The following is a 20,245-nucleotide window of genomic DNA, read 5'->3' as shown; positions in this document are numbered from 1 at the left end:
CCTGACCCTAGAGAAAGCGCAATGAAAGCCAGATCAATCGAGATTGATATCAGGTAAACAGCGACGCCAACAACGATGGCGGAAAATGGGTTTGGTAGGTTTTTATCCATGCATCTGTTTTGACCGGACCACCCAATAAGTCCGATATGGCCAGACCTAGACCCGCGAGATTTAGAAAAATACCGACGACCTAGATAACGCTCATGTTTGGTATTGAGGTGCCAGTACATCAACGCAGAAATCCGCCCGACCGATACTAACCTGGTGCGATTCAAATCGGAATCCCAGCCTTGTCAGGGTCTTATCAATATAAGATCGCGCACACCCGAGCCCTTGTGTCGCTAGAAGAGTTGAACCACCCGAAATCCGAATGCCCCAAGGGTCGCGTGCATTTGGTTTCCTGAAGGACCAATGCACATCCAAAGGCCCCCCCTTTTAGGATAAAGCGATACCCGTTGCCACCATGGGGCAACAAGTCAAAGTCTGCGCCGCCGTAGCTGATAGGAACGGGGTGCCGCTCTTCTTTGGCTCTTTCCCGTTCGGTGTTAAGCAAATCGAACAGCTCCTGAGAAATGTTCGCCTGAATCGAAAGCGCGAATGTGTCGAAGCCTCGATTTACTATGTGCATTTTGAGGTCTTCTTGGGTTCCGGTATTTCCAGAGGGGGGGCTACAATCACCCCCCTCTTTCGGCGAACGCCGCGCGATTTGGTTGAGGTTGGGAAAACAGGTCGGAGAACGATTGCTGGGCGCAGAACTCGAATGCAATCTTAAAGTGAGTCACGCTGCCAGCCCATCAATGCATGATTGCGAGCGCTATTTTGCTTATGCAAAATTGCTTTTTTTGCACAAATTCGATAGCCTTTCCAAAAAGGTGGATAACACCGGAGGCAGTGAGAGAGCAGATGCCACAAGCAAAAACACGTGTTTTGCGGGCCAGGGTGCCTGCGCGTTTGATGGGTAAAAGGGACGGTCTGTTTTTCCTATGGGGTGAGATTGAGCGCGCGCGCCTCAAATCAGAAAATGCACTTGCACCCGAGGCTGCCGCCTCGAACGGGACAAGAACGAAGCGGGCAGGATCGGCCAGTGGATCGTCACAGGTTCCTACCGACGAATTCATCTTTTACTGACGAGATGAAGGTCTGAGCCTACGTCGGCTATTTCTTTTCGAAGAACAGGATCACTTCGCCCAGGCGCATGCCATAGCGCGAGACATAGGCGCGGTTCAGTAGCCGGTCGTCATCCAACAACCACATCCAGTCGTCAAATTTGACACGCATCGTCCCGTCCTTGATCGGCAGGTCGATCTTGTATTTCCAGTTGAACGTATCCCCACGCTCAATCCCGCTGGCAGTGCCCAACACGCCGGGGGCAGTACCTGTCCAGGTATCTTCATCGGTTTTGGTCAGAGTCCAGATACGCTGTTCGGTGGCGCCATCGTCATAGACGAAATCTTCGACCAGCGTCAGGGTTTCGCCATCCCATGCCCCGTCGATATCAACGGTGAATCTGCGGGGGATATTGCCCAGAACATCCTGAAACTGACCATATGCCACCGTCTTGCCTTCGAAAAATTCCTCAAGGTTCAATTGCCGGTCGGACAAAAACGTCTTGGGCACTTTGGGCTTGCTGGAGCACGCCGCCAGAAGGGCAAGGCTTGCTATCGCAAGAAACGTGATCAGGGAACGGAAAACACTCATTGCAGCGGTTTCCCTTCGGATGTCGCATCATACCCGTTTGCACCTGGCACATGTGTGATTTTCACGTCGGGAGCGGGGCGCATCGTGGCCACCAGTTCAGCGACCTTGAGGCCGAATTTGCGCATCTCGGACCGATTCATGATGACCCCGTGTTCCGTCAGATACATCCAATCTGTCACATCTAAAGTGTGGCCACCGGCATCTTCAGGCAGGATGATCCGGTAGGTCAGTTTGACGGTTGATCCCGACATGATGCCCTGACCCTCACCGACAATATCGTCTGCCATTGCGGTGAACGTGTTGCCGGTGCCCAGTGTCAGATACCATTTTCGGGACATCTGTTTGCCGTTGGAATAGGTGAAATATTCGAACAGCGTGCCCGAGTTTCCGTTCCATTCGCCAACCATACGGGCGACGAAGTTGTTCGACATCTTCCCATTGGGGCCATAGATCAGCCCCTCGGACAGGATTTCCCCGTTCAGATGCTCTTTCAGCGAAAAGACAGGACCGGTTCCTGTGTAATCCGACGGAGATTGCGCGCGAAAGCTCAACAGTCGGGCGCGGATGAAAACTGCGATCAGAAGGACCAGCAGTATGATGGCGATAGCGTTCATTTGCTTGCGACCTCGGTCGGCAGGGTCAAGACCATTCCAAATGCCCCAACTTTCAGGATGCAGGGCAGCACTGCATAGGCCAGATTCAGTGTATCCAGCGCTTGTGCAGAATTGGTTTGACCGGGGGTGAAACCGCTGCGTTCCAACAGCGGCAAGGTGAAAAAGGCAGCCAGGGCGAGGCCCAGTTTGCCTGCGAAAGACCAGATACCAAACGCGGCAGATGCGTTCAGCCCGGCCCGGGTCAGGACGACCGAGAACATGGCGGGCAACACGACCATATCCGCACCCAGAGCAGCGCCCGAGGCGAGGCAGATCACAGCAAACCCGGCAAGATTTCCGGCGCTTAGGCTGGCGGCACCGATAAACCCCGCGATCGAGAGGGGCATGGCAATCAGCAAAGTCTGTTTCGGGCCAATTCGGTTGCTGAGCTTGGCCCAAAGCGGCACGCTTGCGCCTGCACTGAGGAAGAACAGGATCAACAGTGGGCCAGCTTTGTCCGGCAGTTGCAGTCGGTCTTCTACAAAGAACAGAAACAGGGTCGAGGTGATGGCTACCGGTAGGCTGTTCACCAGGGCGAGAGCCAGCAAACGCAATCCCCCAGCCTGACCCAGCCCCGCAAAAGACAGGCCGGTGCCAGTGATTGGCGTACGTCTCCAAATCGGAACGGTCAGCACTAAGGTCAGAACGGACAACAGTCCCAAAAACACTCCAAAAGCGGGATAACCTTGGGCTTGTGCTCCGAATGCAACCAAAAGCGCCGGGGCGCTCGCGGCGATGACCACGCCGGTCAGTTGCCCGCCTTCACGAAAGGCCGCCAAGGTCATCAGCTCTTTTGGATCGGTATGTTTTGCCAAGGTTGCGCTGCGTCCATACAGAAGAATGGTTCCGAGGCTGTATGCCGAGAACAGCAAGATCAGAATCGCGATCAGCGCTGATACACTGGCACCCTGCGGCAAGCTAAAGAGCAGAGGGAACCCAACCGCCAGCCCCAATGCAGCCAGAGAGGCAAACACAAGCTGCCCCTTTGGCCATTTGTCGATTGCCCAGCCAATCAACGGATCCTGCACCAGATCTACAAGGCGGATTACCAGCAGGACGGTTCCGATAACCCCCAGGCCAAAGCCCAGATTTACCGCCGCAAAGCGCGGCAGGTGTATATAAAGTGGGATACCCGCCGCAGCGAGCATCAGCGCGTACAGGCTGACCCGAGGATAAAGCATCAGCGCCCCTGAAGTTTCTGCGTGAAAGACGCGGACCGCGTGTTTTCCCCCAGAAAGACGGACATGAAACTGCGCTTGATGCCGGGATAGGACATGGTGCAGGTCTTTTGACCGTTCAGCCAGAAGCTCACGTTGTCCGGCCCGTTGGACACAGCCAGAAAGCTGTCCCCCTTGGTCACGGATTTGAAGCACCGGTCCAGTTGATCGCGCACGGGGGTGGAACGTCCGATCCGGTCCATCTCGTCCAGGGTCGAGTTGACCAGCGCTTTCTTCTTGATGTTTTTGCGGTACGTAAGTTGCAGGCCGATGTCTTCGCTCCAATTAAGCGGAGCGCCACCGGGGGTATAGAGTTTGGCGTCATAAATCGGTAGACCCAGATACCGAAAAGTCGCTGAGCCGCGCAGTTGCGCGTCGTTCAATTCTTCTTTCACTGGCGATGCCAGCACGCCAGGCGGGGCCAGGAGAGCCACTGTCAGCAGCGCCGCGCGCCGCATCCCGTTATTCGGCCGCCACAGCGATGGCCGGATCTTTCCCAGAAAAGCCATTGTCAGCTCCGATGGTTTGCGGGGTGCCATTTATTTGCGCAACGACATGCATCGCGCTGGCAATCCCGTCTTCGTGAAATCCGTGCCGGTTATATGCGCCGGCAAACCAGGTTCGGTTCTGTCCCTGCATCTCGCGGATTTGCCCTTGTGCCTTCAGGGCGGCTTTGTCGAACACCGGATGGGCAAATTCGACCTGATCATAGATTTTGTCCGCGGGAATTTCTGATGAAGCGTTCAGCGTCAGAAACAGCGGATCGCTGTCCGGGATGTTCTGAAGCCGGTTCATCCAATAAGTCACGCCCACATTTCCAGCTTGCGAGCGATAAGTCCAGCTGGACCAGCAGGCGCGCCGTTTCGGCATTTGCCCCGGGTCACAGTGAAGAATTGCGGTGTTGGGTTGATAGCGGATCGCACCCAGCGCGGCGGCCTCGGCGGGGGTTGCGCGTTGACCCAGAATGGCAAGGGACTGGTCCGAGTGGGTTGCCAGGATGATTTCGTCGAACTGATCCGTCTGGCCGTGACTTGTGACGCCGACGCCCATTTCACCACGTTGAACATCCTGAACCGGGGCGGCCAGCCGGATGTCGCAACCACGGGCGCGCAGGGCGGCGTCGATGCGGCGGACATATTCGATGCTGCCGCCTTTGACAGTGTACCATTGGTGCTGATTGGCGCGCCCACTCGCCAGCAGGGCATGGTTGCGGAAGAATTGTACTAGCGAACGGGCCGGGAACTGATCCACGAACTCGACCGGGGTAGACCAGATCGCGCCGCACATGGGCAACAGATAGTTGTGCCGGAACCAGTGTCCCAGACGCAGCTGATCGACCAGTTCACCAATTGTGGTGTCGTCGTCCTTGGCGGCTTCGGGTGCCTCTTTGCCAAAGCGCAGGATGTCAGCGATCATCTTGTAATAGGCGGGTCGCGCCAGGTTCCGTTTCTGCGCGGTCAGCGTGCGCAAATTGTTCAAGCCATATTCGATGCGACCGTTGTCGATGGTCGCGCCAAAACTCATCTCGCTTTTGATGACAGGTACGTTCAATTCGTCAAAAAGCTGGGTCAAATAGGGGTAGGTGGCGTAGTTGAAGACGATAAATCCGGTGTCGACCGGCTGCTCTCCGTTTTTGCCAGCCATTACCGTGCGGGCATGGCCGCCCAATCTGGGTTCGGCTTCATACACCGTCACGTCGTTGTTTTCTGAAAGGTAATACGCGGCGGAGAGACCCGAAATGCCTGCACCTACAATCGCAATTTTCTTCCGTACACCCCGGATTTCGTCGAACATTCCAGCCTCGTTATGTGACATTTTACAATGGGATACGCACGGTACGGTGCGCTGGATCACTCGGGATAGGAGTTTTTAACAGATGCACTACCTTGTGACTTCTGGTTACAGCATTCGTGATTTGCGATACCGTTTTGATCCGACGCGTATGCGGGGCCGTATTATTGTGAAACACAATTGAAACGGCCCACACATGAGCAGCTTTGACGGGAAAACCATTTGGATCATCGGCGCAAGCGAGGGCTTGGGCCGCGCCTTGGCTGAGGCGTTGAGCCGTGAGGGCGCGCATCTCATCCTGTCTGCGCGCAACTCTGCGCGTTTGAATGATATCTGTTCCAAGCTGCCTAATGCCCGGGCGATTCCCTGCGATGTGACTGATTTAGACTCTGTTCGCACCGCCGTGGCCGAGGCCAGCCATATCGATGGGCTGATCTATAATGCAGGCGCTTACGAGCCCATGCGCTCGGGCGACTGGGACACCGAGGCGTCGCTCAGGATCAGCGATGTGAACTATTCGGGTGCGTTGCGGGTATTGGGTGAAATCGTTCCGGGCTTTGTGCAGGCGGGTCACGGAGAGATCACGCTGATCGGATCGCTGGCCGGGTATCATGGTTTGCCTGCCGCTATCGGCTATGGGGCCAGCAAGGCCGCGCTGATCTCGCTGGCCGAGACGATGCGGCATGATCTTGCGGGCACGGGCGTGACGGTGCGCATTGTCAATCCCGGCTTCATCAAGACCCGCCTGACCGACAAGAACAGTTTCAATATGCCGATGCTGATGACTGCTGAGGATGCGGCAGAACGCGTGGTCAAAGCGATGTCGCGCCGCCGGTTCCGTACCGATTTCCCGGCACCGTTTTCGTGGTTTATTCGCCTGATTGATTATCTGCCGGACCTGTTGGTTTATCGCAGAAAATAGAGTCTAACAAAAATACCCCTGACAGAACCAGCCTGCCGACATAGTGCCGCCATGGCCGTAAAACAGCCATAGACGCTCCCCCTGTTCTGTCACCACCACCCAGTAATCGCGCACGCCGCTGCGCCAGTTGGGATCATCCAGCCACCATTCCGGTGCGATCCGTTCCGGGCCGGTGGCCTGCGCCAGTCGCCAGTCGCGCCCGCGCCAGCGGAAGGTGGTTGGAACATCCGGGGTCTCCGGCGCCATAACCGGCTCGGGCTGCCACATCTGCAAGGGCCGGGGGCGTGGCGGCGCAGGCCAGTCGCGTGCAGGCTCCGACCACGCCGCTGCCAGCGTCTGCGCCGTTTTCTCGGGGATGTGCGAGGCCGCTGGATGTCGCCGCGTGATCGCCTCCAGCCCTACCCTTGCGCCCAGCTTGCCGATCAGGTCATCCACGGCTGTATTGCCCTCAAGCCTGTTACGGGCCACGCGGCGCGCCTCGGCATGACCGGCGATCGTGCGGGCGTGGATGGGCTCGGTCTGGATCGCCTCAAGCCGCAGCATGTCGATGCCATAGCCTGCATCGATCTTGTCAACTTTCATCTCTAACAATGGACGAATCCGGTGTTTGTCATAGGTCGGACGGGCCAGCCCAATCTCGATAACCTCGGCAGCCTGATCGGCGCGATGCGCCTCCAGCCGCAAGGTGCGGACACCGCGATCTTTCTCTTCCAGCTTGGCGCAGAGCGTTGGCAGCACCCGATCGACGGCAGCCATGACATCTTCAATCAGACCAATCGGATTGGGCAGCGTCATCCGTACCGCAAAATGATGCGGTGGGCGGGCCGGAGAAACCGGCTCGGGCGCGCTGCCCATGGCCTGATCCAGCCGCAGCACCAGCCCACGCCCAAAGCGCCGCGCCAAATTGGCACGCGGCTGGCCCAGCAGGTCGCCGATCCGGCGCAGTCCCAGACGGTTCAGCTGTGCCACAACCGGATCGTCCAACCGCAGCGCCGCGATAGGCAGGGGGCTGAGTGCACCATAAGATTGCCCCGGTGCCGCAATGCGCGCGCCACCACCCAAGGCCATCACCTGTGGTGCAGCCCCGCCTTTGGTCCAGTGCCGCCGTTTACCCGCCCGGGCGCGGGTGGCGCGAGCTTCTTGGCTGATGGCATCGCCATTGCGGTCGGATGTGGCCTCTTGCCCCGCATAGCGGGCCAAAGCCCAGGCTGCGCCCAGCGTGTCGGCAATGCCCATCTGCACGCTGAGGCCCATATCGGCGCAGTCGGTTTCAAGCACGCTCAGCAGCGCCTCTTCTCCGCCAAACAGATGCGCGCAGCCCGACAGGTCGACGATCAGCCCGTCCGGAGCCTCTTCGGCTACCCAGGGGCTGAACTTACCCGCCCAGCGGCGTAGCGCGGTCAGAAACGCGGCCTCGGCCGGGGCGTTGCGATGCCGTGTGATCAGGCTGGCGCACATGGCATGGGCATCGCGCACCGGCTGGCCCACACGCAGCCCGGCGGCCTGCGCCTCAATATTCAGCGAGGTAATGACCTGCATGTTCGACTGCTCAGTGACCACGGCCAACGGCCCAGAATGCAGCCCCCGCGCGGCGCGGATCAGCCGTTCAGCCCCAAGACGGGGAAACCACAGTGAGAGTATTCGGCGTTTTGGCATCGGCAGACATCAAAATGTTCCCACTTTGTTCTTATCCGAGAATCAGCGGCTGAGTCCACGCTTACCCGCAGGTCAGGCGTTGAATAACACCCGCACCGTTTACATAGACGTTCAGCCTGTCGATCCGGTAATCCTGCGTCGCAATATCATCCGGCCCCAGTACGCGGGTGCGTTCCGGCAAATCGGCCCGAATGGTTGAAACCGGCTGGCCCACGGAGTTGGCAAATGCTTCGCCCTGACAAAAGGCCAGATCAACCGGCGCGGCCTCGGGCGCAAGGCGTGCGTCTTCGGAGACGGGTGTTTCGGCACAGGCGGCCAGAAGGATCAGAATCGGGATAAATCTGTGCATTGGCGTTCCTCATTCCGGCGATGTCGTTTCTGCAATATCAACCAATTAGCAAGTCTGGCATGAAAGCACAGTTGAAAACACCCTGCAATTGACGCAGGGTCGGGGCGAATAAGACAGGGAGATTAGCACCATGCGTACCCGTGCTGCCGTTGCCGTTCAGGCGGGCAAACCTTTGGAAGTGATGGACGTGAACCTCGAAGGCCCCAAGGCGGGCGAGGTTCTGGTGGAAATCAAGGCCACCGGCATCTGCCATACCGATGAATTCACCCTGTCGGGTGCCGATCCCGAAGGCCTGTTCCCGGCCATTCTGGGCCACGAAGGCGCGGGCGTTGTGGTTGAGGTCGGCCCGGGCGTCACAAGCCTGAAGCCAGGCGATCACGTGATCCCGCTCTACACTCCTGAATGTCGTGAGTGTGAATACTGTCTGCATCCTAAAACCAACCTGTGTCAGGCGATCCGCGAAACCCAAGGCAAGGGCCTGATGCCCGACGGGACCTCGCGGTTCTCGACGCTGGATGGCGATCCGATCCTGCACTACATGGGCTGCTCGACCTTCTCGAACCACACGGTTCTGCCCGAGATCGCGCTGGCCAAGGTGCGTGAGGACGCGCCCTTCGACAAGATTTGTTATATCGGTTGCGGCGTCACCACCGGCATTGGTGCGGTGATCAACACCGCCAAGGTGGAAATCGGTAGCCGCGCGATTGTGTTCGGTCTGGGCGGCATTGGCCTGAACGTGATCCAGGGCCTGCGTTTGGCCGGAGCGGACCAGATCGTCGGCGTCGACCTCAACCCGTCAAAGGTCGAGATGGCCACCAAGTTCGGCATGACCGATTTCGTCAACCCGACCGAGGTCGAAGGCGATCTGGTCCCTTATCTGGTCAGCCTGACCAAGGGCGGCGCGGATTATACCTTTGATGCCACCGGCAATGTTGGCGTGATGCGCGCAGCCCTTGAGTCGGCGCACAAGGGCTGGGGTGAATCAATCATCATCGGCGTGGCGCCTGCAGGGGCTGAAATCTCGACCCGTCCGTTCCAGCTGGTTACCGGGCGTTCTTGGCGCGGAACCGCCTTTGGCGGCGCACGGGGCCGGACCGATGTGCCCAAGATCGTCGATTGGTACATGGACGGCAAGATCGAGATCGATCCGATGATCACCCACACCATGGGTCTGGACGACATCAACCACGGCTTTGATCTGATGCATAAAGGTGAGAGCATCAGATCTGTCGTAGTCTACTGACAAAAATATGCAAAATGCACAGGGCGGGCTTTTGTCCGCCCTTTTTCATTCTTACATATCTCAATGCGAATTAAATTTTGAGTTGAGGAATTCAGGTGATACCAGGAAATACGGACCGCCTTGCGGTTCTGATTGATGCGGACAACGTTTCCGCAAAACATGCCGCTGAGATATTTGAAGAAATCGCAACATTGGGCGAAGCGGGTTTAAGGCGGATCTATGGGGATTTTTCCAATGGATCGCCCCAAGGGTGGGACGCAAAATCTCTGGCCGAATATGCCATCGTTCCACATCAGCAGTTCGCTAACACATCAAAGAAGAATTCAAGTGATATCGCGCTGGTGATTGACGCCATGGATATCCTGCATTCAGGCCGGTTCAATGGATTTGTATTGGTGTCCTCTGACAGTGATTTCACCCGTCTCGCCAGTCGTATCCGCGAACAGGGATTGGATGTGTTTGGGATCGGCGAACGCAAGGCACCAAGCGCGTTTGTCGCAGCATGCAACCGATTCATTTACATTGAAAACATAGAGAAGCCTGAAGTTGGCGCGCCTCAGGTCAAAAAAGCTGGTGACGTAAAATCAAAGCATGAGCTGAACCATGCATACCAGTTGATCCGGAACGTTGTACTAAACACGAACGAAGCCGACGGTTGGGCCAGTCTTTCATTTGTGGGAAGCCAATTAGGCAAGATGTATCCGGATTTCGACTCTCGAACTTATGGCTACAAAAGGCTGAGCGATTTGGTACGTGCTATCGATCGCTTTGATAAGAGAGGTACAAATGGTGATCTCAAGATCAGATGCAAGGATACTTGACGCCTGGGTTCTAGTCTCCCGGCCGTGTCGCACCTGTATCTGATCGAGGCGACCGCACGCGCAGAACAGGCGTGTTGACCGATGACGTATTCGCCCGACTCTCGCGCCAGACAACGTAGACGCCGGACGCGATGATGACGCTTGCTCCAACCGCGACCCAGATGTCCGGGCGTTCACCAAAGAAAACCATGCCAAAGATCGTCGCCCAGATGATCTGGCTGTACTGGCTGGGGGCGACAACACCGGCAGGCGCGGCCCTGTAGGCCAGAATGATCAGGTGCTGGGCGATGACCGAGAACACGCCGACCAGCGCCATCATCGCCAGGTGCAACAGCGAGGGTGGTTGATAGATGGCGGGTAGCGTCAGGCTCATCACCAAGATGGCCAGTAGCATCGGGTAGAGGATCAATACCGCCGAGCGTTCCTCATTTCCGATCTTACGTACCAAAACCGAGGCGAAGGCGCTGCAGAACGCGGCTGTCAAAGCGGCGAGGTGCCCCAGCGTGATATCTGTTGAACCGGGGCGCAGAACGATCAGGACGCCAATCAGGCCTACTCCGACGGCGGCCCAGCGCTGGGCGCGGACAACCTCGCCCAGAATCGGGATTGAAAGGACCGTTACGATCAGGGGAAAGGAAAACAGCAACGAATAAACCTCGGCCAGTGGCAGGACCGAAAACGCATAGAAAGCGCAGGACATGGCCGTCACCATCAGGCCTGAACGCAGCAGTACCAGCCACGGGTGATGCGGCAGGAAATTGCCCGTGGTCCTGTCGGTCAGGATCGTCACCGCCATAGGGACAAAGGAAAACAGCGTGGCAAAAAAGATGATCTGCATCACCGAATAAGTCCCGCCCAGCACCTTGATCAGCGCGTCATGGGTGGCAAAGACCGCAAAGCCCGCAAATGCATAGCCAAGACCCCGGAGAGTGGTGTTCTGAGTGCTCATGGGTCGGCCTCGGGTGATGTTTCGATGTGAAAGGGCAGCGCAGAGGGGCTGTCTTGCCTCTGAGTAACCCTATTCTCTCGGCCCGCATAGCCCCTATTTTACCGCTAACACCGCAAGCCAGCTATGATGTGGGATCAACGCAGGATCGGTGGTGCGTCCTTGTGCTGGCGGGCCGATTGCACCCCGGCCTTCATCCCCACGCCGATGCGCCGGGCCAGCGCGACCCAAGGGGTAGAGGTTTCTGGTGGCAGGGTCTGCGCGGCGACGTCTTCGAACAGGTCCAGCCAGTGGACGAACATCTCGGGTTTTACATCGGGCCGTTCGATGTGAACCCGCTGCGGATTGCCGTCATAGCTGCGCTCATAAAGGATGGCATTGCGCCAGAAGGCGGCGATCTTGTCCTCATGAGTGGGCCAGTCGGTGACATGGTTGGCAAAAACCGGGCCCAGCACAGCGTCTTCGCGCACGCGGGCATAGAAGGCGTGGACCTGAGCATTGATTTGCTCGGGCGTTGCCGGAAAGCGGGGTGGTAGGGTGGGTCTGGCCATGAGGTCACCAAATTCGACTCTGTTCATGGCCAATATCCGGTTGCGCGGTCAGGCAACAGGCGTGGTTTTGTCGCGCAGCTCGGGCGTCAGCAGATGTCGTAGCAGGGCCACCGGATGCGCCCGCAGGCTAAGACGGGTAGCGACGTAATCCTCGACCACCTGTTCACCCAATGTCATCTGCGGCAGATAGGCTTCGGGCTCGTCCAGCGCCTCGCCTTCCAGATCTTGCGAGAACAGGGGTAAGGGCTTTGCGGTGGCAATCGCCTTGGCCTGCCACAGTGCCTCGCGCCGGGTCAGGTCGCAGCCGGCGAAGGCATCGGCCTCGGCCAACCGTTCGATCACCGACGGGCCAAGGCCCGCGCGGCGCCAGACATCGTCGACTTGAGTGTAGCCATTGCCGCGCGCGGCAGTCAGCCAACTGGCGTCTTCCTCGCTCAGCCCTTTGATCTGGCGGAACCCCAGCCGCAGGGCCAGCCCGCCATGGCCGTCCGGCTCCATCACATTGTCCCAGAAGCTGGCATTGATGCAGACCGGGCGCACCTGAACGCCATGCTCGCGCGCATCGCGCACGATCTGGGCGGGGGCATAGAACCCCATCGGCTGCGAATTCAGCAGGGCGCAGGCGAAAATGCCGGGGTGGTGGCATTTGATCCAGGCCGAGGCATAGACTAGCAACGCAAAGCTGGCCGCGTGGCTTTCGGGGAAACCGTATGACCCAAACCCTTCGATCTGCGAAAAACAGCGCTCGGCAAAGTCGTCATCATACCCGTTGCGCTTCATACCACGCAGGAACAGCGCGCGGAATTCGCTGACATTGCCGTGCTTCTTGAATGTTGCCAGCGAGCGGCGCAGCCTGTCGGCCTGTTCCGGGGTGAAACCCGCGCCGACGATGGCGATCTGCATCGCCTGTTCCTGAAACAGCGGCACGCCCAACGTTTTACCCAACACCTCGCCCAGTTCGTCCGAGGGGAAGCTGACCTCCTCTTCGCCATTTCGGCGGCGGATATAGGGGTGAACCATATCGCCCTGAATGGGGCCGGGGCGGATGATGGCGACCTCGATCACCAGATCATAGAAATTGCGCGGCCGCATTCGGGGGAGAAAGTTCATCTGTGCACGTGATTCCACCTGAAACACACCGATGCTGTCGGCCTTGCAAAGCATGTCATAAACCACCGGGTCCTCGGGCGGCAGGGTCGCCAGCGTATAGCTGGTCTGATGCTGCTGCCCGATCAGATCGAACGCTTTGCGGATGCAGGTGAGCATCCCGAGGCTTAGGACATCGACCTTCAGGATGCCCAGACTATCGATGTCATCCTTGTCCCAGCAGATGACCGTGCGGTCCTCCATCGTGGCGTTTTCGATGGGGACAAGCTCGTCCAGACGCCCTTCGGTGATGATGAAGCCGCCCACGTGCTGAGAGAGGTGGCGGGGGAAGCCGTCGATCTCGTAAGCCAACATTAGAGTCTGTTTCAATCGGCGATCCTCGGGATCAAGGCCGATTTCCCGCATCCGGTGCGCCTCGAGCCCGACGGTCGAGAAGAACCCCCAAAGCTGCGAGGACAGCGCCGAGATCGTGTCTTCGGTCAGCCCCATCGCGCGGCCCACCTCGCGGATGGCGCGTTTGCCTCGGTAATGCACAACCGTGGCGCACAGCCCCGCGCGTTCGCGGCCATAGCGGTCATAGATGTGCTGGATCACCTCTTCGCGGCGTTCGTGTTCGAAATCCACGTCAATGTCCGGCGGCTCATCGCGGGCCTCGGACACAAAGCGTTCGAACACCATCGTGCCCATTTCGGGGCTGACCTCGGTAATGCCGAGGCAGAAGCAGACCACCGAATTGGCCGCCGAGCCGCGCCCCTGGCAGAGGATGTCACGCGAGCGCGCGAAATGGACGATGTCGCGGACGGTCAGGAAGTAGGGTTCATATTTAAGCTTGCCGATCAGGGTGAGCTCATGCGCCAGCATCTTCTGGGCCTTCTCGGACGCGCCCGCCGGATAGCGCCATTTCAACCCCTCATGCGCCAGACGGTGCAGACGCTCGGTTGGGGTTTCCTGTTCGCTACCCTCGCTGGGATAGTCATAGCGCAGCTCGTCGAGCGAGAATATGAGTTGGGTGCTGAGCTCATGGGCGCGGGCAACAGCGCCCTCATGACCTTTGAAGATACGCAGCATCTCGGTCTCGGAGCGCAGACGTTGTTCGCCATTGGCCAAAGCCTCTCGGCCTAACTCGTCCACCTTACGGCGCAGGCGGATGGCGGTCATGACGTCACCCAGCTTACGGCGGACCCCGTGATGCATCATCGGTGTGGCACTGGCGAGCGTGGGGATGCCAAGTTGCTTTGATTCAGTCTCTAATAAAGAGAAATATGAACCGTCGGCACCGTCATATCGTGGGTGCATCAACAGATGTATCCGCCCGGCAAAGCGGCGCGTCAGCTGTTGCGTCTGTGTTCGCCACGCGTTCGCGCCGCCTTGGGATCGGTCCGCCTGTGGCCAGAGCAGCAGGTGGAGGCCGTCAGAGAACTCCAAAAAGTCAGACAGGTGCAGGATGCAGTCGCCTTTCTCGGCACGCAGGCGGCCCGTGGACAGGATGCGGCACAGGTTGGCCCAGCCCTGCCGGTTCAGGGGCAGGGCGGTGACGGTCGGCGCGTCGGTGAAGATCAGCCGCGCCGCCGGGATCAGGCGGGGTACTGCGTGGACCGGATAGGACGGCGGTTTGGGGATATGATCGGGGCAAGGCGGGCCGATGGAGGTATTCTGTGCTTCCCACTCCAGCCGTTCGCGGACCCTACGGGCGATCTCGCGCGCTTGGGTATGGGCGCGGACGATCCCGGCGACCGAGTTGTCATCGGCAATCGCAATGGCGGGCAGGCCCAGGGTGACGGCACGCTCCATATACTCCTCGGGGTGGGAGGCCCCGGTGAGGAAGGTGAAGTTCGACGTGATCGACAGCTCGGCATACATGACGATTCCCTATTATATTCACGTTTTGTTCTTTTTCGAGTCCTTTGAGCAGGAAACGGGTCGCTTGGGATGTCCCGGGTGGACATGGTTAAAGAAAAGGAGACCCGATATGTTCAAGATCACCGCACTTCCCACAGACAAGGTCCGCGCCCTTCAGGCCGGAGGGCCAGACGCTTATGGCGCTACGCCCGAGCGTTCCGTTTCGACGGGCGCAGGCAACCCTTGCCGGCACTGCCTGCAGAACATTCCAGAAGGCAAAGAGATGCTGATATTGGCATATTGCCCTTTTTTAGAGACGCATCCTTACGCAGAAACCGGCCCGATTTTTCTGTGTGCTGCACCGTGTGAGCGGTACGAGGGGAAAGAGATGCCCGAGATCCTGACCACCTCTCCTGACTACCTGATCAAGGGTTATGGGTCGGATGACCGGATCGTCTACGGCACCGGAGCGATCACACCCACGGACCAGATCGGCGCAGCGGTGAAGGACATCCTGGCCCGAGCGGACATCGCCTATATCCATGTCCGCTCGGCCCGAAACAACTGCTATCAGGCGCGTATTGACCGGGTCTAGAGTTTGACCCGGTGCATCCCCCTGCGCGGCTGGTCCTGATCTTCCGCCGGTTCTTCGGCGCGCGAGGATGTCAGTGCAAGGAAAACATCCTCAAGATCGGCTTCTTCGGTACGTACGTCGCGGATGCGGATACCTACGGCGCGGACGGATTCCAGCACCTGCTCGGCGCTGGTTTGATTGCCCTGATACTGCAGGACAAGGCTGCCATCGTCGCGTAGCGCGGCTTCGACTCCTTCGGTTGTAGGCAGATCAACCACAGGGCTGTCCGGGACGATCACCATCGTTCGGCTGTCCATCCTGCCCAGCAGGTTTGCGGTGCTGTCCTGCGCGATCTTTTCGCCATGGTTGATGATGGCGATCTCGTCACACATCTCTTGCGCTTCTTCCAGATAGTGCGTGGTCAGGATAATCGTCATGCCCTGTTCATTCAGTTTACGCACATTGGTCCAGAGCATCTGGCGAAGCTCGATATCCACGCCAGCCGTGGGTTCATCCAGCACCAGAATCTTCGGGTGATGCACCAGCGCCTTGGCCAGCAATAGTCGCCGCCGCATCCCGCCTGACAGCGTACGGGCATAAGCCTCGGCTTTGTCGCTGAGGCCCACCAGTTCCAAAATGTCATCGCTACGGCGTTCAGATTTCGGTACGCCGTACAAACCTGCCTGAACCTCCAACGCGCCGCGCGGGGAAAAGAACGGGTCCAGGTTCAGCTCTTGCGGCATCACGCCAATTGCAACGCGGGATTGGCGCGGATTCTGATCCTGATCGAAGCCCCAGATCGAAACGCGTCCCGCTGATTTCACCACTAACCCGGCCAGAATGTTGATCAGCGTCGACTTCCCGGCCCCGTTCGGTCCCAACAATCCAAAAACCGACCCGCGTGGAACGGTCAGGTCAAGGCCTTTCAGCGCGTGTTTCTCAGGCTGACCCTTGCCGCCGCGATAGGTTTTGCGCAGCCCTTCGATCCTGATTGCCGCATCGCTCATGTGGCTCTTGCCCCCGGTTTGCTCATCGCTCATAAACGCACCTAGTACATGCCCGCGAGGCCGACAACCGAAGAAGGATCGCCAGCCGTGACCATCGAAGCGCCGGAAACCAAGATCGTCGAAACCGCCCGTGTCGCCTGTGATGGTGGCGAAGGCGCATTGGGCCATCCGCGCGTCTGGCTGCAAATTCCCGAAGATACAGGTTGGGTCGAGTGCCCTTATTGTGATTGTAAATATGTTCTTAAGGACACTGAACAGGGCTGATTGTCCGTCAGGTGCCGGGTGCGGTGAAATTCTGACAAAGCGCACCTGCGTCGACTTCGCCATATTTGTTGATCAGGAATTGATCGACATTTTTGCCGGACCACACATGAAAGATTTCCCCAGTGCTGAGGCGGCCAATTCCACTGGCGGTGCCGGTTTCTGGGTGCTGGTATGTAAAGAACGCTTTTCCTCTAAGCCCGTTGTCACATTCCAGTGTGGCTTCTCCGAAACCAAAGCTTCCTTGGGCACGCCACTGTCCATGACAACCAAAATTTGCACTTGTTTGACCAGCATGCGTTCCTTCGCCCCATCCGATGGCGCGACCGGTGAAGAAAATTCCGCTGTCGCCCAGACAAGCAAGGATCGGGACACAGTTGGATAAGTTACCCTGATTTGGCGCTCAGTTTAAGCCCCGCCAATGCGGTCGAGGCGACAAGAGCGATTGCGATTGCGGACGCTATCGCCGATAAAACGTGCAGACTGAACATGACTACAATCCTATAAGGCAGGACACCATGAGCAAGAGCGATTTCGGAAAAGGCTGTCACCTGCATCTGATCGACGGATCCGCCTTCATATTCAGGGCCTATCACGCGCTGCCTCCGCTGACACGAAAGTCGGACGGACTGCCGATTGGCGCTGTTTCAGGGTTTTGTAACATGCTGCAGAAATATGTTGAGGGAAACGCCGGGCCGGATGCGCCAACCCATGTGGCGGTGATCTTTGACAAGGGCTCGCACACCTTCCGGAATGATCTGTACGATCTTTACAAGGCCAACCGCGAGGCGATGCCCGAAGACCTGCGCCCACAAATGCCCCTGACGCGCGAGGCGACGAAAGCCTTCAATATCGCCTGCAAAGAGCTGGAGGGGTACGAGGCCGACGACATCATCGCCACGCTGGCTGTGCAGGCGCGCGAGGCGGGCGGGCGTGTGACCATTGTGAGTTCCGACAAGGATCTGATGCAGTTGGTCGGCGGCGGTGTGGAAATGCTGGATGCGATGAAGAACAAGCGCATCGACCGTGATGGTGTGTTCGAGAAATTCGGCGTTGGGCCGGAACGTGTGGTCGATGTGCAAGCTTTGGCAGGGGATTCGGTTGATAACGTGCCGGGTGCCCCGGGCATCGGGGTAAAGACGGCAGCCCTGTTGATCAATGAGTATGGCGATCTGGAAACGTTGCTGGACCGTGCCGAAGAGATCAAACAGCCCAAACGCCGCCAGACGCTGATCGAAAAGCGTGACCAGATCGAGCTGTCAAAGAAGCTGGTGCAGTTGGACGAAGACACGCCGCTGGATTTCACTCTGGAGGACCTTGAGGCCAAAGATCCGGACGCCGAGACGCTGCTGGGTTTTCTGGCGGATATGGAATTCCGAACACTGACCAAGCGGATTGCGGATAAGCTGGGGGCCGAAGCTCCGGTGATTGCCGACGCGCCTGCGCCTGCGGCTGAAGAACCACAGGCAGAGCTCGTCCCGTTTGATGCGTTGAAATACGAATGTGTTCGAGACGCGGGGGCCCTGCAAAAGTGGATCGATCAGGCCTATGAACGCGGTTGGGTCGCTGTCGATACCGAAACCACTGGCTTGAACGAGATGATTGCCGATCTCGTGGGCATCTCGCTGTGTGTAGAAGCTGGCGAGGCTTGCTATGTACCGCTGACCCACCGAGACGGTGCAGCGGACGATCTGTTCGGCTCGGATGCACTGGCTGAGGGGCAGATGCCCCTGAATGAGGCTCTAACCAAGCTGAAACCGATGCTCGAGGATCCGTCGATCCTCAAGATCGGACAGAATATGAAATACGATGCCAAGATTTTTGCGCGCTATGGTATCGATGTTGCCCCAATCGATGACACGATGCTGATGTCTTATGCGATGCACGGTGGTGAGCACGGGCATGGCATGGACACACTGTCCGAGCGTTATCTGAGCCACACGCCGATCCCGATCAAACCGCTGCTGGGGTCGGGCAAATCGGCCATTACTTTTGACAAAGTGCCGATTGACGAGGCCACCGCCTATGCCGCCGAGGATGCGGATATCACCTTGCGCCTGTGGCAACTGTTCAAGCCTCAGCTGCATCAGGTCCAAGTGACGACCGTCTATGAGACGTTGGAACGCCCCTTGGTGCCGGTTTTGGCCGAAATGGAGATGCATGGCATCAAGGTCGATCGGGACGTTCTTAGCCGAATGTCCAACGCGTTCGCGCAAAAAATGGCCGGGTTAGAGGCCGAAATTCACGAATTGGCTGGCGAGAACTTCAATGTGGGCTCGCCGGCGCAACTGGGCGAGATTCTTTTCGACAAGATGAGTCTTGAGGGCGGAAAAAAGGGTAAGACCGGGAAATACTCGACCGGCGCGGATATTCTCGAGGATCTTGCGACCGAGCATGAACTGCCGCGCAGGGTTTTGGATTGGCGGCAGCTGTCCAAGCTGAAATCGACCTATACGGATGCGCTGCAGACCCATATCAACCCGGATACGGGGCGGGTGCATACGTCTTATTCCATCACAGGTGCGAATACGGGACGTTTGGCCTCGACCGATCCAAACCTTCAGAACATCCCGGTTCGGACCGAGGAAGGACGACGCATTCGTGAGGCGTTTATCGCCGAACCGGGCAATGTTTTGGTGAGTCTCGACTACAGTCAGATCGAATTGCGGATTCTGGCGCATATCGCGGATATCCCTGCTTTGAAGCAGGCGTTTGCGGATGGGTTGGATATTCATGCGATGACTGCGTCCGAGATGTTCGATGTGCCTCTCGATGAGATGACGCCCGACATTCGCCGCCAGGCCAAGGCGATCAACTTTGGTGTGATCTATGGCATCTCGGGTTTTGGTCTGGCGCGAAACCTGCGTATCCCACGGTCCGAGGCGCAAGGCTTCATCGACCGATACTTCGAGCGTTTCCCTGGTATTAGAGCCTATATGGACGACACCGTCGCATTTGCGAAAGAGCATGGCTATGTCCAGACACTGTTCGGGCGCAAGATTCATACGCCCGAGATCAACGCCAAGGGGCCACATGCCGGATTCTCGCGCCGGGCGGCGATCAACGCGCCTATTCAGGGCACCGCGGCAGACGTCATCCGACGGGCCATGGTGCGTATGCCTGGGGCAATCAATGGGCTACCTGCCAAGATGCTGTTGCAGGTGCATGACGAATTGCTTTTCGAGGTGGCTGAGGATTCAGTGGATCAGGTGATCGACGTGGCACGGGATGTGATGGAAGGCGCCTCGGACCCGGCAGTCAAGCTGGACGTGAAGCTGAGTGTAGATGCCGGACAAGGCGCGAATTGGGCCGAGGCGCACTAGCGTCGCGTCTCATCCGACCCGCCGGGCCCTCTTCGTCGCGGGTCAGTCCTGCGGTCTGACCATGCGGTTCACCATACGTTGCACGGTTGGGCCCAACAGCAGAATCACGATGAAGGCTATCGGCCAGCAAAAGACCCAGGACGCCATCCAATCTCCGAACGTTCCGGGGCCGAAACCGATGGCTTTCACTGTTGCGATCCCCGTCACGATACAGGACATGAGGCCGGACATGATCAGGCTGAATACGGCGCGGGCATAACGGGCTGGTATCATGGCGGGTGTCCTGA

The 20,245-nt window shown here is 58.3% G+C and carries 20 protein-coding genes; 7 read left to right on the top strand and 13 right to left on the bottom strand.

Annotated elements, in window-relative coordinates; translation table 11 throughout:
- Positions 1 to 903 precede the first annotated feature (903 nt).
- Entirely contained in the window at positions 904 to 1,128 is a 225-nt protein-coding gene (locus ALB80_RS16455) for a hypothetical protein (RefSeq protein ID WP_050605182.1), read from the top strand.
- Between the two features lie 27 nt (positions 1,129 to 1,155).
- On the opposite strand, the gene ALB80_RS16450 is transcribed toward ALB80_RS16455, so the two are convergent.
- The 5 genes from ALB80_RS16450 to ALB80_RS16430 are packed head-to-tail and all read right to left on the bottom strand — an operon-like array spanning position 1,156 to position 5,362.
- Complete coding sequence (locus tag ALB80_RS16450; protein WP_050605181.1) at positions 1,156 to 1,698, bottom strand: DUF3833 family protein; 543 nt, start codon at positions 1,696 to 1,698, stop codon at positions 1,156 to 1,158.
- The gene (locus tag ALB80_RS16445) at positions 1,695 to 2,312 is read right to left on the bottom strand and encodes a DUF3833 family protein (RefSeq protein WP_050605180.1); all 618 of its coding nucleotides are present in this window, start codon (positions 2,310 to 2,312) and stop codon (positions 1,695 to 1,697) included. Before ALB80_RS16445 ends, ALB80_RS16450 begins: the two co-directional genes overlap by 4 nt.
- Positions 2,309 to 3,532 (bottom strand): MFS transporter, encoded by a 1,224-nt coding sequence (locus ALB80_RS16440; protein ID WP_050605179.1) that lies wholly within the window; start codon positions 3,530 to 3,532, stop codon positions 2,309 to 2,311. The genes ALB80_RS16445 and ALB80_RS16440 overlap by 4 nt, the downstream gene beginning before the upstream one ends.
- Complete coding sequence (locus ALB80_RS16435) at positions 3,532 to 4,077, bottom strand: hypothetical protein (protein ID WP_050605178.1); 546 nt, start codon at positions 4,075 to 4,077, stop codon at positions 3,532 to 3,534. Before ALB80_RS16435 ends, ALB80_RS16440 begins: the two co-directional genes overlap by 1 nt.
- Entirely contained in the window at positions 4,031 to 5,362 is a 1,332-nt protein-coding gene (locus tag ALB80_RS16430; protein WP_050605177.1) for an NAD(P)/FAD-dependent oxidoreductase, read from the bottom strand. The genes ALB80_RS16435 and ALB80_RS16430 overlap by 47 nt, the downstream gene beginning before the upstream one ends.
- 193 nt (positions 5,363 to 5,555) lie before the next feature.
- On the opposite strand from ALB80_RS16430, the gene ALB80_RS16425 reads away from it, so the two are divergent.
- Positions 5,556 to 6,281, top strand: coding sequence for an SDR family oxidoreductase (locus ALB80_RS16425; RefSeq protein WP_050605176.1), 726 nt, complete (start codon positions 5,556 to 5,558; stop codon positions 6,279 to 6,281).
- Between the two features lie 3 nt (positions 6,282 to 6,284).
- Here the strand turns inward: ALB80_RS16425 and ALB80_RS16420 are convergent, their stop codons facing one another.
- Both ALB80_RS16420 and ALB80_RS16415 read right to left on the bottom strand, forming a co-directional pair.
- Complete coding sequence (locus tag ALB80_RS16420; protein ID WP_050605175.1) at positions 6,285 to 7,937, bottom strand: DUF6504 family protein; 1,653 nt, start codon at positions 7,935 to 7,937, stop codon at positions 6,285 to 6,287.
- Between the two features lie 61 nt (positions 7,938 to 7,998).
- Complete coding sequence (locus ALB80_RS16415; RefSeq protein ID WP_050605174.1) at positions 7,999 to 8,286, bottom strand: I78 family peptidase inhibitor; 288 nt, start codon at positions 8,284 to 8,286, stop codon at positions 7,999 to 8,001.
- A gap of 130 nt (positions 8,287 to 8,416) precedes the next feature.
- Here ALB80_RS16415 and ALB80_RS16410 point away from each other — a divergent pair, with 130 nt between their 5' ends.
- Together ALB80_RS16410 and ALB80_RS16405 are read left to right on the top strand one after the other, a co-directional pair.
- The gene (locus ALB80_RS16410; protein ID WP_050605173.1) at positions 8,417 to 9,529 is read left to right on the top strand and encodes an S-(hydroxymethyl)glutathione dehydrogenase/class III alcohol dehydrogenase; all 1,113 of its coding nucleotides are present in this window, start codon (positions 8,417 to 8,419) and stop codon (positions 9,527 to 9,529) included.
- A gap of 98 nt (positions 9,530 to 9,627) precedes the next feature.
- Entirely contained in the window at positions 9,628 to 10,350 is a 723-nt protein-coding gene (locus tag ALB80_RS16405; RefSeq protein WP_050605192.1) for an NYN domain-containing protein, read from the top strand.
- A gap of 10 nt (positions 10,351 to 10,360) precedes the next feature.
- Here ALB80_RS16405 and ALB80_RS16400 read toward each other — a convergent pair whose 3' ends face one another.
- The 3 genes from ALB80_RS16400 to ALB80_RS16390 form a co-directional block, all read right to left on the bottom strand.
- Positions 10,361 to 11,299 (bottom strand): DMT family transporter, encoded by a 939-nt coding sequence (locus ALB80_RS16400; RefSeq protein WP_050605172.1) that lies wholly within the window; start codon positions 11,297 to 11,299, stop codon positions 10,361 to 10,363.
- Between the two features lie 134 nt (positions 11,300 to 11,433).
- Positions 11,434 to 11,874, bottom strand: coding sequence for a group III truncated hemoglobin (locus ALB80_RS16395; RefSeq protein ID WP_253276896.1), 441 nt, complete (start codon positions 11,872 to 11,874; stop codon positions 11,434 to 11,436).
- A 21-nt stretch (positions 11,875 to 11,895) separates the two neighbouring features.
- A complete protein-coding gene (locus ALB80_RS16390; protein WP_050605170.1) occupies positions 11,896 to 14,814 on the bottom strand; it encodes an error-prone DNA polymerase in 2,919 nt (972 codons plus the stop codon).
- A 109-nt stretch (positions 14,815 to 14,923) separates the two neighbouring features.
- On the opposite strand from ALB80_RS16390, the gene ALB80_RS16385 reads away from it, so the two are divergent.
- On the top strand, positions 14,924 to 15,388 hold the full coding sequence (locus tag ALB80_RS16385; RefSeq protein WP_050605169.1) for a DUF1203 domain-containing protein: 465 nt from the start codon (positions 14,924 to 14,926) through the stop codon (positions 15,386 to 15,388).
- On the opposite strand, the gene ALB80_RS16380 is transcribed toward ALB80_RS16385, so the two are convergent.
- Positions 15,385 to 16,374, bottom strand: coding sequence for an ABC transporter ATP-binding protein (locus tag ALB80_RS16380; protein ID WP_050605168.1), 990 nt, complete (start codon positions 16,372 to 16,374; stop codon positions 15,385 to 15,387). The two genes, ALB80_RS16385 and ALB80_RS16380, sit on opposite strands and share 4 nt — an antisense overlap.
- An 87-nt stretch (positions 16,375 to 16,461) precedes the next feature.
- Here ALB80_RS16380 and ALB80_RS16375 point away from each other — a divergent pair, with 87 nt between their 5' ends.
- A complete protein-coding gene (locus ALB80_RS16375; RefSeq protein ID WP_083445337.1) occupies positions 16,462 to 16,638 on the top strand; it encodes a zinc-finger domain-containing protein in 177 nt (58 codons plus the stop codon).
- Between the two features lie 72 nt (positions 16,639 to 16,710).
- Here ALB80_RS16375 and ALB80_RS22230 read toward each other — a convergent pair whose 3' ends face one another.
- Positions 16,711 to 16,932 carry a hypothetical protein gene (locus ALB80_RS22230; protein WP_157054230.1) on the bottom strand — a complete coding sequence of 74 codons (222 nt, stop codon included), beginning with the start codon at positions 16,930 to 16,932 and terminating at the stop codon, positions 16,711 to 16,713.
- A gap of 221 nt (positions 16,933 to 17,153) precedes the next feature.
- On the opposite strand from ALB80_RS22230, the gene polA reads away from it, so the two are divergent.
- Positions 17,154 to 19,958, top strand: coding sequence for a DNA polymerase I (polA, locus tag ALB80_RS16365; protein WP_050605165.1), 2,805 nt, complete (start codon positions 17,154 to 17,156; stop codon positions 19,956 to 19,958).
- 42 nt (positions 19,959 to 20,000) lie between these two features.
- Here the strand turns inward: polA and ALB80_RS16360 are convergent, their stop codons facing one another.
- Entirely contained in the window at positions 20,001 to 20,231 is a 231-nt protein-coding gene (locus tag ALB80_RS16360; RefSeq protein WP_050605164.1) for a DUF2798 domain-containing protein, read from the bottom strand.
- Between the last annotated feature and the right edge of the window lie 14 nt (positions 20,232 to 20,245).

The sequence above is a fragment of the Ruegeria sp. 6PALISEP08 genome (genome assembly GCF_001238295.1).
GTDB lineage: Bacteria > Pseudomonadota > Alphaproteobacteria > Rhodobacterales > Rhodobacteraceae > Ruegeria.
This window is presented reverse-complemented; position numbering and strand designations above follow the sequence as displayed.

Coding starts and splice junctions, on each gene's coding strand:
- ALB80_RS16450 (WP_050605181.1), bottom strand. CDS start 1,698: ATGAGTGTTTTCCGTTCCCTGATCACGTTTCTTGCGATAGCAAGCCTT.
- ALB80_RS16420 (WP_050605175.1), bottom strand. CDS start 7,937: ATGCCAAAACGCCGAATACTCTCACTGTGGTTTCCCCGTCTTGGGGCT.
- ALB80_RS16380 (WP_050605168.1), bottom strand. CDS start 16,374: ATGAGCGATGCGGCAATCAGGATCGAAGGGCTGCGCAAAACCTATCGC.
- ALB80_RS16430 (WP_050605177.1), bottom strand. CDS start 5,362: ATGTTCGACGAAATCCGGGGTGTACGGAAGAAAATTGCGATTGTAGGT.
- ALB80_RS16395 (WP_253276896.1), bottom strand. CDS start 11,874: ATGAACAGAGTCGAATTTGGTGACCTCATGGCCAGACCCACCCTACCA.
- ALB80_RS16455 (WP_050605182.1), top strand. CDS start 904: ATGCCACAAGCAAAAACACGTGTTTTGCGGGCCAGGGTGCCTGCGCGT.
- ALB80_RS16360 (WP_050605164.1), bottom strand. CDS start 20,231: ATGATACCAGCCCGTTATGCCCGCGCCGTATTCAGCCTGATCATGTCC.
- polA (WP_050605165.1), top strand. CDS start 17,154: ATGAGCAAGAGCGATTTCGGAAAAGGCTGTCACCTGCATCTGATCGAC.
- ALB80_RS16440 (WP_050605179.1), bottom strand. CDS start 3,532: ATGCTTTATCCTCGGGTCAGCCTGTACGCGCTGATGCTCGCTGCGGCG.
- ALB80_RS16385 (WP_050605169.1), top strand. CDS start 14,924: ATGTTCAAGATCACCGCACTTCCCACAGACAAGGTCCGCGCCCTTCAG.
- ALB80_RS16425 (WP_050605176.1), top strand. CDS start 5,556: ATGAGCAGCTTTGACGGGAAAACCATTTGGATCATCGGCGCAAGCGAG.
- ALB80_RS16435 (WP_050605178.1), bottom strand. CDS start 4,077: ATGGCTTTTCTGGGAAAGATCCGGCCATCGCTGTGGCGGCCGAATAAC.
- ALB80_RS16400 (WP_050605172.1), bottom strand. CDS start 11,299: ATGAGCACTCAGAACACCACTCTCCGGGGTCTTGGCTATGCATTTGCG.
- ALB80_RS22230 (WP_157054230.1), bottom strand. CDS start 16,932: ATGCTGGTCAAACAAGTGCAAATTTTGGTTGTCATGGACAGTGGCGTG.
- ALB80_RS16445 (WP_050605180.1), bottom strand. CDS start 2,312: ATGAACGCTATCGCCATCATACTGCTGGTCCTTCTGATCGCAGTTTTC.
- ALB80_RS16390 (WP_050605170.1), bottom strand. CDS start 14,814: ATGTATGCCGAGCTGTCGATCACGTCGAACTTCACCTTCCTCACCGGG.
- ALB80_RS16415 (WP_050605174.1), bottom strand. CDS start 8,286: ATGCACAGATTTATCCCGATTCTGATCCTTCTGGCCGCCTGTGCCGAA.
- ALB80_RS16410 (WP_050605173.1), top strand. CDS start 8,417: ATGCGTACCCGTGCTGCCGTTGCCGTTCAGGCGGGCAAACCTTTGGAA.